The organism is Flavobacterium cupreum (genome assembly GCF_003996965.1).
In the GTDB taxonomy this organism is placed as follows: Bacteria; Bacteroidota; Bacteroidia; order Flavobacteriales; family Flavobacteriaceae; genus Flavobacterium; species Flavobacterium cupreum.
The window spans coordinates 330,770-345,945 of the sequence record NZ_QWDM01000001.1 but is presented as its reverse complement, the minus strand read 5'-3'; the positions used below and the strand labels follow the sequence as shown (position 1 = coordinate 345,945).

General features: G+C 41.0%; 6 protein-coding genes. All 6 read left to right on the top strand.

Annotation, left to right across the window (positions count from 1 at the left end):
* The first annotated feature begins 32 nt into the window (after window positions 1-32).
* The 6 genes from D0817_RS01420 (at window position 33) to D0817_RS01395 (ending at window position 15,058) form a co-directional block, all read left to right on the top strand.
* Window positions 33-671, top strand: a complete 639-nt coding sequence (locus tag D0817_RS01420; RefSeq protein ID WP_127336601.1) for an HAD family hydrolase — start codon at window positions 33-35, stop codon at window positions 669-671.
* Window positions 672-1,292: 621 nt separating this feature from the next.
* The gene (locus D0817_RS01415) at window positions 1,293-4,202 is read left to right on the top strand and encodes a triple tyrosine motif-containing protein (RefSeq protein WP_127336600.1); all 2,910 of its coding nucleotides are present in this window, start codon (window positions 1,293-1,295) and stop codon (window positions 4,200-4,202) included.
* A gap of 218 nt (window positions 4,203-4,420) precedes the next feature.
* On the top strand, window positions 4,421-8,389 hold the full coding sequence (locus D0817_RS01410) for a family 16 glycosylhydrolase (protein ID WP_127336599.1): 3,969 nt from the start codon (window positions 4,421-4,423) through the stop codon (window positions 8,387-8,389).
* 374 nt (window positions 8,390-8,763) lie between these two features.
* Window positions 8,764-11,391 carry a beta-1,3-glucanase family protein gene (locus D0817_RS01405; RefSeq protein ID WP_238160797.1) on the top strand — a complete coding sequence of 876 codons (2,628 nt, stop codon included), beginning with the start codon at window positions 8,764-8,766 and terminating at the stop codon, window positions 11,389-11,391.
* 151 nt (window positions 11,392-11,542) lie between these two features.
* Window positions 11,543-13,183, top strand: a complete 1,641-nt coding sequence (locus D0817_RS01400; protein WP_127336597.1) for a glycosyl hydrolase family 18 protein — start codon at window positions 11,543-11,545, stop codon at window positions 13,181-13,183.
* A 6-nt stretch (window positions 13,184-13,189) separates the two neighbouring features.
* Window positions 13,190-15,058: a carbohydrate-binding protein gene (locus D0817_RS01395; RefSeq protein ID WP_238160796.1), complete on the top strand. Its 1,869-nt coding sequence runs from the start codon at window positions 13,190-13,192 to the stop codon at window positions 15,056-15,058.
* The last annotated feature ends 118 nt before the right edge of the window (window positions 15,059-15,176 follow it).

Genomic DNA, 15,176 nt, shown 5'->3' with positions numbered 1-15,176 from the left:
AATCCTATTAATTAACAATGCAAATAAAAAGTATGAATGTTAAATGTATAATTTTCGATTGTGACGGTGTTCTGGTAGATACAGAAAAAATTGGTAACGGAATTTTGCTGGAAATGGCAGCGGAACATGGTTTCGAAATGAAATTGGAAGACGCCTATCGCGATTTTAACGGGCGAAATTTAAAAGAATGCTTTTTACATATTGAAGATGCCATTGCCAAAAAACTACCGGAAAGTTTTGAAAATGAATACCGCCAGAGAAGCTTTGAAGCCTTCAGGACGCAGGTAAAACCTATGGAAGGTATTGTCTCATTTCTGAATAGTTTAAAAATTCCGTATTGTGTGGCTTCCAGCGGTCCGGTTGATAAAATCCGACTGAATCTTGAAGTGGCTGGATTACTGGATAAATTCGAAAATAAAATATTCAGTTCCTACGACATTAAAAGCTGGAAACCGGATCCGGGAATATTTCTGCACGCCGCCAAAGAAATGGGTTTTGAAGTACAAGACTGTATCGTCGTCGAAGACAGCAAAGCTGGGGTAATGGCAGGAAAAGCAGGCGGTTTTAAAGTGTACGGTTTTGCAAATGGCTATAACGATACCGACTTAGAAACAGAGGGTGCTGTACTTTTTAGGAATTATGAGGAGTTAGCGGAGATGGTTGGAGTTTAGATTTTAAGTTTCAAGTTTCAGGCTTCAGGTTTCAGGTTTCAAGTTTCAGGTTTACAGTCTCAGTTTACAGTCTTAGTTTTCAGGGGGCTACGGTACAGATGTCACGTTGAGCGGAGTCGAAACGCGTTTCTATTGGAAATTTTAGGTTTTCAGTTTTCAGTTTGTGCGGTATCTTTGTCATTTCGACCCAAGGAGATCCGAGCGATAGCGAATAGACGAAGTAAATCACACAATTGATTATAATACATTGTGATTTCTTTAGAATAATTTGGCTGTGGAAAGGTTTAGGTCAGCTAGTCCATTTCAAACCTTAGATATCACGTCCCACATTTCACACCCCACATTCCTAAAATTATCTAATCATCACATTTTCTAATTATCAAATTCCCCTAATTCTCTCATTATCCAATTGATATATGAATGTAATTTGTTACAATAAAATAAATTTTTATATATTTGAATTTAGATATTCGTTTTTTTTGTGACGTAAAATAATATATTATCAATATTACTGTTAATAAATAAACGATTTGTTTTATGTAAAAGCGACTTCTCCCAAAGGATTGTTTTTACGATGGTGGTTTTTACAAGCCACGAAAATAACCTACACACCAAAATAAAATGACGAAAAATATACGTAGACTTTTAGTTTTATTACTATTCTTTTTGCCCTGTATCGTTACCGCCCAAATTAAAAAAATCGGGGTTCCTTTCATCACCAATTACAATCCGAAAAGTTATAAGGCTGCTTCAGAAAATTGGGATGTTTTGCAGGACTCTAAGGGAATGATGTTTTTTGCCAACCATTTTGGGATCATGCAGTTTGATGGCGTGCGATGGAGCATAGTAACCCAGCCGGACAACAAAAGTATGGTCCGTTCGCTTGCGATCGATAAAAAAGATAAAATGTATGTCGGAGCCCAGGGTGATTTTGGCTATGTGGTTCAGTTATCCAACGGGCAATACAAATACACTTCCCTGGTGAATTTGCTTCCCGCTTCGTCCAGAAATTTCGGGGATGTGCTGCATACCGTTATTCGTAAAGATGAAGTGATTTTTTTCGCTATCGAAGGCATATTCATTTATAAGAATAACAAAATCAAAGTACTGAAGTCTGAAGTTAATTTTGATGAGTTTTTCGAAGTCAACAAAGATATCTATGTTTCAGACAATGCAAAAGGTTTGCTGAAACTGGAAAAGGATGCTTTAGTTCCAATTCCGAATAGTGAACAGTTTGTCGGAATGAAGATTCGGAAAATCTTTGAAACCAAAAAAGGCTTGCTGCTGCTAACCCAAAAAAACGGACTCTTCACGTATAAGGACAATCTGCTGAAACCTTTTGTAACGGGAGCCGATTATTTACTGAAGCAAAATCAGATTTCAACCGCTGTTTTGCTTTCTGACGGGTATCTGGGAATCGGTACACGTCAGACGGGGTTGGTAGTCCTGGATAGTGAGGGACAATTGATTCAGCATATTAACAAACAAATGGGTTTGCAAAATGAATATGTAACGAACCTGAAAACCGATAAAGAAGGCAATTTGTGGGTAACACTCAAGGAAGGTATTTCGCTGATTCAGATTTCTTCGCCTTTGTCGAGAATACTGGATACGTCTAATTCTGAAACTAAAATATACTCCAGTCAGATTTATCAGGACAAATTGTATATCGCCACCGATAATGGTTTATTCTGGCTGGACTGGCAGGCCTATAAAACAGGGAAAAGAGAAAACGCACATTTTCAGCACATAGCCGGAATGTCGGAAAATGTATGGAATATTGGTGTTTTTGGAAATTCGCTGCTGGCTTTTGAGAAAAACGGAATCTTCGAAATTAATGGCGCATCCGCAAAATTACTGGCGAAAATAGACGGGGCCTGGCAGGGCGTGATTATTCCCAATCATCCGGATTTATTACTGGTGGGCGGTTATACCGGATTATATCTGTTGAAGAAAATAAATAATGTCTGGCTATATCAGCATAAAATAAAAGGATTTGAGGAAAGCAGCAGGATTATTGTCACGGATGCCACCGGAAATATCTGGATTGCCCATGGTTATAAAGGCATCTATAAACTGAGATTCAATAAAACCTTTGAGGCCGTTTCAAACCTTGTCTTCTACAATCAGGCAGATGGTTTTCCGTCGAGTTTGTTTTTAAATACGTTCAAAATCAATAAGCAGGTTCTTTTTGGAACCACAAAAGGCGTTTACAAACAAGATGCAGCTTCAAAGAAAATGGTTCCGGATCCTGTTTTCCGGAAATATCTCGGAATGGAAAGTCATATTCGCCTGCTGAAAGCCGACAGTGAAAATAACATCTGGTATGTTTCGGGTGAAAATACCGGAAAAATAAATCAGAAGAAGCAGGGAAATCTTCATCTGGAAGAATTGCCTTTTCGAAAATTAAGATACTTATATATTCCGGGTTTCGAAAACATTCAGACCACAGCCAACGGTGACGTGTTTTTTGGAACACAGGACGGTTTAATTCATTACAACAGTACCAAAAGGAAGGCGTACCAAACCAAATACAAATCGATTATTTCGGAGGTAAAATGTATTTTTCCAAAAGACAGTCTCTTGTATTCCAGCCGGTACGATGTGCTCCCTGCGAATACGGAAGCTAACGATAATACACTTTGTCCGGTTTTGTCTTATTCCAATAACTCCTTACATTTTTCGTTTGCGGCATTGTGTTATGATGAGGCAGATGCAACCAAATACGAATACTGGCTGGAAGGCTTTGAGCCCAAATGGTCGGATTGGAACCTTCAGACCGAAAAAGAATATACCAATCTTCCCGAGAATGAATATGTTTTTCACGTAAGGGCAAAAAACATTTATGATGTGGTGAGTGAGGAAGCCGTTTTCAGGTTTGAAATTTTACCGCCCTGGTACAGAACGAGCTGGGCGTATATAATGTATTTGTTACTTTTTGGGATTTTGATTTATACAATCATTACCTACCAAAAAAATGTGGCAGAGCGCAATCGTGCCCAGCTGATTATCAATCAGGAAAAAGAATTATTGTTTACACGGGCAGAATTTAATGAACAGAAGCTGTTGCTGGAAAAAGAAAACCTGGAAGCAACGATTAATCTTAAAAATGCCAAAGTAGCTTCGAATACGGTGAATCTGATTCATTTAAACGAAATTCTGCTGTCTATAAAAGAACTTATTACGGAAATAAAAAAAGAGAAAGATTCGGCGGTGAATTTTAATGTACTGACCAAAATAAACCGTATTATCGATCACGAGCTGCAAGGGGATCAGCACTGGAATGAGTTTGAGGAAATCTTCAATCAGCTTCATGATAATTTCATGCAGCGCCTCAAAACGAGTTTCCCCGAATTAACACCACGCGATATGCGATTGTGTGCGTATCTGCGCATGAATTTCAATACAAAAGAAATTGCACCGCTTTTGGGAATTTCTGTCCGAGGTGTTGAAGATACCCGATACCGTATTCGAAAAAAATTACAGCTTCCTTCAGACGCAAATATTACGGAGTTTATCCTTAATTTTTAATTTTTTATTATTCAGTATAATCCTAGGTGTATTTACGCGGTTTGACGGCTATTTACTACATTTTTTTTGCCAGTACCGTAGTCAAACCGTATCCCTAAAATGGCTTTCTACGTGGTTTATTTGTTAATATTGTCCATTATTACCAAAAATAACAGTCCGTTTTTTACAAATTGATTATTTGATGGTTAATACGCTTTACTAACAAAAAACAAAAAAAAATGAATCAAAAAGACTCTTTTTTCGGCCGACCACCGAAAGACAATTTCAATTACCTGAAAAGGATTTTTATGCTGACAATGATCTTATTGTCCCCTTTTCTAAAAGTACAGGCACAGTGTAATACACTGGTCTGGCAAGATGAGTTTAACGGTACTACAGTTGATGCAGCCAAATGGCAGAGTATTTCCGGAAACGGCTGTCCTTCACTTTGCGGCTTCGGAAACGCCGAAGCACAGCGCTACGACCCGAATCAGGCAACCATTGTCAAAGAAGGATCCAACAGTTACCTGAACATTCAGGCGAAGTACGAGCCTAATGCAGCCTTCCCGCAACAGCCGTATGCCTCCGCAAAACTGACCACTCAGGGAAAATATGCGCTAAAATACGGAAGAGTAGAAGCCCGTATGAAGTTATCTTCGGGAATGGGTGCCTGGCCGGCATTCTGGATGTTGCCTGCAGGCCAGTCGAATTGGCCCTTTACAGGTGAAATTGACATTATGGAAGCCAAACACAGAAATCCAAAGTCCATCGATGGAACCATTCACTACGACGGAGGAGGGTACCATTATACCGGAAGAAGTTATACATCTCCAACCGATTTGTCTACAGAATTTCACGTGTATGCCGTAGAATGGGGACCAAACAGTATCAAATGGTTTATTGACGGAAATTTATTTCATACCGCAACTCCCGCTACGACTGTAAATGGTGGATGGCCTTTTAACGACCAGCAGTTTTACATCATCCTGAACCTTGCAGTAGGGAGTTTAGGAACGCCTTACACCAGTGTAAACGGAGCAGGAGTGGAACCAGTTCCTGGTGATTTTCCGGCGAAATTGCAAGTGGATTATGTACGTGTCTACGACGGAAGTTTTGCAAATGGCGTAATAGGGGATGCAAAAGTATATCACAACGAAACCGGTAAAACTTATACGCTCGGGGCAATAGCGGGTGCAAGTTACAATTGGACTGTTCCATCAGGAGCAACCATTACTTCAGGACAGGGAACCAATACCATTACCGTTAACTGGGGAACTACAGGTGGAGATGTTTCGGCTGTGGCTACTGTTTCCGGCTGTACGGCTACTACTTATAAACTGGCCGTTACGACAGAAGTACCGTTGCCGGTAGAGAAAGTCCACGAGGATTTTCAAAGCAACAGAAATGTGCTGTATCCGCTAAAAACAGGTGTTTTAACAGAAGCTGTTGCGAATCCTTCAGCTACGGGTGTGAATACCTCTGCTTTGGTTGGACGATATGTTCGTAACGCCTCTGAATTATACGATGTTTTAAACATTAAAAACGTAACTATTTCAAACGCGAATGATTATGTATACGGTAGAAAAAAACTCTCTTTCGATATTTATACATCGGCTCCGGTGGGAACGAAAATATCGATGCAATTGGAGAATAGCCTCGTAACAACGGCAATCAATTATCCTTCCGGAAGACATAGCGGTTACAAGGCGACTACAACCGTACAAAACAAATGGGAAACCATAGAATTTGAATTCGAAAAAGTAATCGATCCGAATACCAGTGCGTTGTCCATCAATAATGTTGTATTCCTTTTTGAGTCCAACTCGAATTCGGGTGCGACGTATTATTTTGATAATTTACTGACGAAAGCGGCTCCCGAAAAACCGATTATTGCTACAGACGTGCTGCAGAATTATGACGGGATCAATAAAATTATAAAAGGTACCACTACAGGAACGTATTCCGTAGTAGCGAATCCGGGTTCGAACTCAGTGAACGCTTCCGCGAATGTAGCGCGATACGTGAGAAACGTAACGGAACAATACGACGTCTTGTTTTTTAACACGCAAAGTTCGATTGAAGATGCCGGTTTATTGAAAAATCAGACCAATAAAATCATGATCGATGTGTATACTTCGGCTCCGGTGGGAACCGTGGTGAGTCTGAATTTAGAAAATAGTGCCACTTCGCTTCCGGCGAACTTTCCAACGGGAAGAAACAGTAATTATGTGGCCATAACGACCAAACAAAACCAATGGGAAACGCTGACATTCTACTATAATTCAAGCCCTGACGAAGGAACTTCAAATCTGGCTGTCAACCAAATGGTATTGTTATTCAACTCCGGATCTTACACCAGCGATACGTACTATTTCGATAACATCAGAATTGGTGCGACTAAATTACCGGATACTTTTACACCGGGAGTCGTGTACGAAGATTATCAGACCGTTCATAATATCACGTTCAGGGATGCTATCGGAACGTATACGGCGAATGCTGCAAATCCGAGTGCCAGCGGAATCAATACTTCTTCAAACGTTGGGAAATACGTGAGAAAGTCAACAGAATTATACGATAACTTCTCGTTCAATTCGACGATCACAAATGTGGGAGATTTCAAAAGCGGAACCAAAAAATTTGCCATGGATGTGTACACTTCAGCTCCGGTTGGATCTGTAATCTCGTGGCAGGCCGAAAGCAGTGCTTCGATTCCGTCGAATTTTCCTGTGGGAAGACACAGCGTATATCAGGGTGTTGTAAAACAAACCAATACCTGGCACACCGTAACCTTTACCTATGCAAGTTCACCGGATGCCTCCACCTTAAACAGCGAAGTAAATCGTTTTGTTTTCTTGTTTGAACCGGGAACAAGCTCCGGAAACACCTACTATTTTGATAATATCAGAAGTCTGAATTTAGTTTCAACAGAGAATCCGACAAACACCTTGCCGTCTCCGTGGGTAAGTACCGATTTAGGTGCTGTTACTCCGGCCGGACAGGCTACTTATTCCGGTGGAACGTTTACCGTAAAAGGATCCGGAACTGATATTTGGGAATCCAGCGATCAGTTTCAATATGTAAATCAGCCGATTACGGGTGATGCTGAAATTATTGCGAAAGTAAATTCGCTTACGAATACCAATACGTACGCAAAAGCGGGCGTGATGTTCCGTGAAACGCTTACGCCAACTTCTAAACACGCCATGAGCAATATTACGGCCGCGGCAGGAGTAGAATTTTTATCAAGAGATGCCGTTTCCGTGCCAACCATTGGTCAGGGAGCTGCAGGCACTACGCCAAAATGGCTTCGAATCGTAAGATCCGGAAATGTATTTACCTCTTATTCTTCGGATAACGGAACGACATGGACACAAATCGGTACGCCAAGAACTATTGCAATGGCAAGTACCATTTATGCCGGATTGGCCGTTACGTCTCATGCCAACGGAACATTGGCGACGGGAGTTTTTAGCGACGTGATTGTGAGAAATATTACGCCTCCGACGAACAATGTCAATTTAGCTTTAGCGAAAACCGCCGTAGCTTCTACAGAAGAAAATGCCACACTTTCGGCTTCCAAAGCAACAGATGGAGACGGTACCGTATCAAGATGGGCCAGTTCTTTTGCCAATGCCAGCGAATGGATTTATGTGGACTTACAAAGCAGCTATAACCTTAACCGTGTGGTGTTGAAATGGGAAGCGGCTTTTGCAACACAATACAAAGTCCAGCTTTCCACTGATAATGTTTTTACCGAAAATGAAACCATAAACACACAAACGGCCAGCGACGGAGGAACAGATGATCTGGTGGTAAGCGGTACAGGAAGATACCTTCGAATTTTATGTACGGCCAAAGCTTTGGCCCCTTACGGATATTCTTTATTTGAAATTGAAGCTTACGGAACGGCATCAGCTGCCAAACAAGCTTCGGCTTCTAAAGAAATCGCTCAGGAAACCGTGACAACAGATTTAGCCATTTACCCTAATCCGGCAAGTGATTATATTGAACTTTCGGTAACTGGGAATCTGAAAAATAAAGAAGTTACGATTCATGATCTGGCCGGTAATCTGGTAATTAAAAACAAAATAAATACGACCGCAGATCAAAGCATTATTGATATCAGCCGACTTCCTAAAGGAATCTACATCCTGAATTTCAGTTCGGATGAAAAGAGCTGGACGAAGAAGCTGATTAAAAAATAGCAGGACAGTCCGCAAAGTGCAGCATGCCTTTTTTGCTACGGATTTAAAAGATTTTTACCGGCGTTAGTTATAAAAAAATCGGTACTAATCTTTTATTCCGCTAGCTATGGGCAGTGACTAATTTTTCGCTTTGCACAGTCGCGGACCGTCCTAAAATAATAATTAAAAATCCGTTGGGTGTGATGAATTAAAAGTAAATATACCGGTTTCCATATGCCGGCAGTTTAAATTTAAGGATAGCACCATACCATCACATCTGGCGGGTTACTACAATCATTTTGTACGTAAAGTGATTGCACATTTAAATTTTTATTTAGTAACCCCATAAAACTTTACATATGAGAATAATTAAACTTAAAAGAGTTTTTTTTCTGATGACACTATTTTTAGTGTTTTCAAATTGGATCCATGGTCAGGGCCCTATTCCCTTTACCATCAGTAATACGTCAACCTTTAATGACAACGAGTTATATGTGGCCATCGTTGGTATTGATTATAACACCGGAAATCATGTTTGGGTAAACGCCAAAACAAGCCAGGTTTTACCAATGAGTGCCTCTTACAATACCGTGACCGGGCCAACCATTGGCGGAAACACCGGACCGGGACAAAACTCCAAATACGCCAACTGCTTTACCAAACTGAGTGAAATTCCGAACAAAACTTTCACTTTGCCGCAGATTGCAGGCTGCAGGGTTTTTATTGCGAAAGGACAGCAGTTGTATTTTTACTTCTTTGGTGCCAGTGGTGCGCCGTCGGGATATACTTCGCCAAACCCTTTAAATGCAACAGACCCAAACCAGGGAATTTTATATGAGATCATCGAATTGACCAATAACCAATACGGTTTTTTTGGAAATCCTTCGAGAGTCGATTCATATAAATATCCAATGGGACTGGAATTATTTGGTGCAAACGGATACCAGAAACGTGTGGGCGAATTAAAGAAGCATGCTGATATTGTGGCGGCTTTCAAAGCCAATGTACCTTCAGAATTTCAGGGTTGTGTAAACAATACAACCGGAGAGATTACAGCACCATCCAAAACACCTGCTTTTGCTGACGGGACAGGAGGAACTTCAGTAGGACCACAGGCCAATTATCTAAAATCGTATATCGATGCCATCTGGAACAAATATAAAAACGAAGATTTAATATTTTATGCCGGAGATGCCGGAGTTTTCAAAGGAAGAGTGATCGGAGAACAACTGGAAATGGTGGGACAATCCGGAGGATTTGTGGGCCGTACCGGAAGAGTCCAAAACCGCCCTTCGACTCAGGAAGCCCTGGAAGGAAAAGGTGTTCTGGACAGAAGACTGGTGGACGGAGATTTGGATTTGGTAATTCAGGCGCAACTTACAGCGGCAATCAACAGACATGTTGTCAACACGACAACTCCAAATCCGGGACAGCAAAACTGGTACGATGCTTCAAAATTTTATCAGGTGAATCCAACGAATCATTATTCTAAATTCTGGCACTTGCCGGGCATTAGCGTAGACAATCTGGCGTACGGATTTGCTTATGATGATGTGGCCGATCAGTCGCCATCGCTTCATTCGCCACAGCCAACAAAAGTAATTGCTGTTTTTGGAGGCTATGCCGGAACTGTTCCTTCAGTTCCCGCTACTACAGATGTGATTACGGCTTATAAAGATTGTAATTACACCGGATTTTCCGGAGGATTAACAATTGGAGATTATAATCTGGCCCGATTAAAAACATTAGGTATTGATGATGACGCCATTTCTTCCCTTAAAATTACGCAGGGTTTTCAGGCGATTTTATATCAGGACGATAACTTTGGCGGAGCTTCAACAGTAATTAATTCTGATAATGCCTGTCTGAATACCACCTGGAATGATAAAGTAACTTCTATCAGAATTCTGGCCAACGGAACGACGACTTTAGGAAATCAGACTTTCTTTTTACAAAACAGAAACAGCGGTTTAAATATGGATGTCTGGACTGCCAGTTTAGCAAACGGAGCCAATGTTGCTCAGGGAACTCCAAATTCAGCAAACAACCAGAAATTTACTTTCACGCATTTAGGTAACGGATTATATAAAATTATTGCCAATCATAGCGGCCAGTCGTTAGACGTTAATAATTTCAATAAAGCCAATGGCGCAAACGTAGAGCAGTATCCCTACAATGCAACGACTAACCAACAATTTGTTTTAGTGTCAACAGGTGACGGATTTTACAAAATTGTTGCCAGACACAGCGGAAGAATTGTTGAGGTTACCAATGCCAGCACGGCAAATGGTGCCAACGTACAGCAATGGGACAACAACAACCAGACTTGCGGACAATGGAAACTGGTTCCGGCAACGACTTCTCAGGCTTCCGTTTTAATTCAGGCAGAAGATTATTCAGCTATGAGCGGCATTCAGGTAGAAGCAACAACAGATACCGGAGGTGGTTCGAATGTGGGTTATACGGAAACAGGGGACTGGTTGGCTTACAACAGCATTAATTTCCCAACTACAGGTTCTTACCTGATCGAATACAGAGTAGCCAGCGGCGTAACGGGAGGTAAATTATCTTCTGACCTGAACGGCGGAACTATTGTTTTGGGTACTGTAGATGTACCAAATACCGGAGGATGGCAAAACTGGCAGACGGTTTCGCAAACGGTAAACGTAAATGCGGGAACGTACAATTTTGGGATCTACATCCAAAATACAGGAATGAACATCAACTGGATTAAAATCACAAAAACAGGTGCGGCAGCAAAAATAGCTGAGGTAAAAACAGTTGAAGAAAAAGCAGCTCCTGTGGCCTTAAACGTTTATCCGAGTCCGGCAGATACTACACTTTTCTTCACTGCAGAAGTTTCAGGAAATGTAAGCATCGTAGACTCTCAGACCGGAGCAGTAGTTTCCGGACAAAAAGTAAACAATAACAGTGTAGATGTTTCGCATTTAAGAGCCGGTGTTTATCTGATTGTATTAGAAAAAGACGGCCAGAAAACGGTGAAACGTTTTATTAAAAAATAGTTTTAAATGATTAAAGCCTCGAAGGGTAAATTTCAAATTTAAAAATTTCAAATCAATCTAAAATCTGAAATCTAAAATCTAAAATCGATCCTTTGAGGTTTTTTAAATTCTCCCCCAAAATTTATAAATATTAATCTATTAAAAAATTATTATGAAAAACAATTACAAAGCGATCCAGCTGAAATGGATCCTGATTTTCGTTCTGGGTATTGTAAACCTGTCAATGGCCCAAAAAAAAGTTATTGCTTACATCCCAAACTGGATTGACCTGAATTCCTTTTCAGGCAGTGTCCAGTACAGTAAATTGACGCACATCAATATTGCGTTCGAAAATCCCGATGCCAACGGCTACCTGAGTTTCAATTCCGGAAGTAACACGATCATCAATGCGGCGCATGCGCAAAACGTAAAAGTTTTTGTTTCCCTTGGAGGAGGATCAATTTCTGAAGGAGGAGCCATTCGTGACAATTATTTCAATCTGATCACACCCGGAAACAGAACAGCTTTCATTCAGAAAATTTATGATTATGTAGTCGCCCATAACTTTGACGGTGTCGATGTGGATTTGGAAGGTCCGGCGATCAATGGGGATTACGGAGGTTTCGTAATTGCCCTGGCAAACAAACTGCATGCAGGCGGAAAACAAATTACAGCAGCGCTTTCAGAAGGATATGGTGGTGCCAATGTACCTGCGTCTACTTTTGCTGCGTACGACTGGATCAATATCATGGCGTATGATGCCACTGGGCCATGGGCACCCGGAAATCCCGGGCAGCACTCTCCGTACAGTATGGCGGTAAACCAGTTTAATTACTGGACAGGAAGAGGCTTACCGGCTAGTAAAGCCATCATCGGACTTCCTTTTTACGGATACGGTTTTGGGGCTTCAGCCAATCAGGGAATTTCCTATGCCAATATCATAGCCCAGTATCCCGGTTCAGAAAATCAGGATCAGGTAGGCAATACGATTTATTACAACGGAATCCCAACGATTAAAGCAAAAACTACCTTTGCGATTCAAAATGCGGGCGGTGTCATGATTTGGGAATTGTCACAGGATGCTGTGGGTTCGAAATCATTATTAACAGCCGTCAATCAGGTAATTACAGGAAGCCAGCCACCAGTAGGAGGCGGGACTCTAATTCAGGCAGAGAGTTACTCTTCAATGAGTGGTGTTCAGACAGAAGCGACTACAGATACAGGCGGAGGTCTAAATGTAGGGTACGCAGATACCGGCGACTGGATGGCGTATTACAATGTTAATTTTCCAACATCGGGTGCTTATGTAATTGAGTACCGAGTTGCAAGCGCTGTTTCGGGAGCCAGAATTTCTTCTGATTTAAGTGCAGGAACCATTCAGCTTGGTGCCGTTAATGTACCGAATACCGGAGGATGGCAAAACTGGCAAACGGTAACCCAAACGGTTAACGTAAGTGCCGGAACGTATAATTTCGGAATATACATTCAAAATTCAGGTGTGAATCTGAACTGGTTCCGAATCACAAAATCGGGTGCGACTTTAGCAGCGAAAACAGTTTCATCAGAAAATGCAAAATCGACTGATATTGCAGGTCTTACTATTTATCCGAACCCAACAGAAGAAACGCTTTTCTTTAGTGCGGAAGTTTCCGGAGCCAACGTGAGTATTATAAATTCTCAGGGAGGCGCTACGATTTCACAGCAAAAAGCCACGAACAACAGTGTTGATGTTGCGGGTTTAAAAAGTGGAATCTATCTGATCTTAGTGGAAAAAGACGGAATTAAAACAGTAAGACGTTTTATTAAGAAATAAGGTAAAATGAAGAAAAATATAAAAGTTTTAATTCATTCAAAGCTACTCTTATTGGCCTTTATTTTTGTTGGTTTAAGCGGTCATGCGCAGGTAATCATGTTTGATGATTTTAATTATTCAGGCAATACTGACCCGCAGCTGGCATCATTTAACAAATGGCAAATTATCAATGGAGTGAGCGGGCCACCGGAAGGAGCAACATACAGCAGGAATAATGTCGCTTTTATTACAGACCCGAATGATTCCGCTAATAAGCTGATGACATTAAAAACAACGGTTAATGGTCAGTCAAAAGCTGTAACACACTCGCGAATCGAAAGTTCCTATGAATATTTTGAAGGAACCTATGCGTCAAGAGTCTATTTGTCAGATGAATCATTTGCCACTAAAGATGCCAATATACAGACCTTTTTTACCATTGTAAGTTCAAGTCTTGCGCAGGATGGTGCAAAATATAGTGAAATGGATATCATAGAGTATATGGCTGCTGATAAATGGGGAGTTTCTCCGGACAACAGGGTGGGGTATACGACTTCCTATCACAAATATATTGCAAATCCATGGAAGCCCTGGAAAACTTATTCTACCCAGCAAAAATCATTGGCCGGGTGGCATACTTTTATTGCTACCTGCACAGATGGTGTAAATATCAGGTATTATATGGATAACACGCTTATTGCCACTCATTCTGTTACTGATAATGAAACGCAGGCAGGTCTTCCGGTTTATCCCCGAAGTACGATGCAGGTGGCATTCGCCAATTGGATCTGGAATAATGTATTAGGTACCGGCACTGGTAACAGAGAGAATACTTTCATGACAGACTGGGTTTTGTATTACAAGAATACAGCATTAGATCTGACCCAGATTAATACGTTGGTTGCGAATTATAAAGCACAGGGACTGAAAAGAAGAAATCTGGCCGGACAAACATTTTATGATAGTCCGCAAACCGGTGTTGCAACGGTGTATAAAGATTGTAATTATGGCGGATATGCGGTGAGTTTACCAGTTGGCAACTACACTTTAGCGAACCTTCAGGCTAAAGGAATTTCAGATAATGATATTTCTTCACTTAAGGTGCAAAATGGTTATGAAGTAGTGCTTTATGCCAATGATAATTTTTCTGGCGCTTCTGCTGCAATTGCTTCTGATAATACGTGTCTCGTAGCAAATAGTTTTAATGATGTTGCTACTTCTGTCCGTGTCAGAGCGGTAACAAGTTCGTCTTCGGTATTGATTGAAGCGGAGAGTTATACCAGCATGAGCGGAATTCAGACGGAAGCTACCACAGACTCCGGCGGAGGCTTAAACGTTGGCTATGCCGATACGGGTGACTGGATGTCGTACAGCAATATTAATTTTCCAACATCGGGTTCTTATCTGATCGAGTACAGAGTAGCCAGTGGTGTTAGCGGTGCAATTATTTCATCTGATTTAAGTGCAGGAACGATTCAGCTTGGTGCTGTAAATATTCCCAATACAGGAGGATGGCAAAACTGGCAAACAGTAAGTCAGACCGTAAGTGTAAACGCCGGAACGTACAATTTCGGAATTTATATTCAGAACACGGGTGTGAATATCAACTGGATCAGAATCACTAAGGCGGCATCAACTTTAGCAGCAAAATCAGCTTCTAAGGATAAGATTGAAAGCCTGACCGTTTATCCAAGTCCGACCGATAACGAACTTTTCTTTACTGCTGATGTTTCCGAGGCAAACCTGAGTATTATCAATTCTCAGGATGGTGCTACGGTACTATCACAAAAAGGCAATGGAAACAGCATTGATGTGACACGTTTAAAAAGCGGAATCTATCTGATTTTAGTAGAAAAGGACGGAGTCAAAACGGTAAGACGTTTTATTAAGAAATAAGTTTTTATAAAAGTGCTATTTCTTCCTTTTAGTAGAAAGAGGGAATAGTACTTTTTATTAGCCACTCCCGATAGCTATTCGGGTAAAGGATGTAAAAGATTTTTTATTTCCCGCAGAT

Excerpts from the sequence above, each read along its gene's own strand:
- D0817_RS01400 (WP_127336597.1), top strand. The coding sequence starts at position 11,543 with ATGAAAAACAATTACAAAGCGATCCAGCTGAAATGGATCCTGATTTTC.
- D0817_RS01410 (WP_127336599.1), top strand. The coding sequence starts at position 4,421 with ATGAATCAAAAAGACTCTTTTTTCGGCCGACCACCGAAAGACAATTTC.
- D0817_RS01395 (WP_238160796.1), top strand. The coding sequence starts at position 13,190 with ATGAAGAAAAATATAAAAGTTTTAATTCATTCAAAGCTACTCTTATTG.
- D0817_RS01405 (WP_238160797.1), top strand. The coding sequence starts at position 8,764 with ATGACACTATTTTTAGTGTTTTCAAATTGGATCCATGGTCAGGGCCCT.
- D0817_RS01420 (WP_127336601.1), top strand. The coding sequence starts at position 33 with ATGAATGTTAAATGTATAATTTTCGATTGTGACGGTGTTCTGGTAGAT.
- D0817_RS01415 (WP_127336600.1), top strand. The coding sequence starts at position 1,293 with ATGACGAAAAATATACGTAGACTTTTAGTTTTATTACTATTCTTTTTG.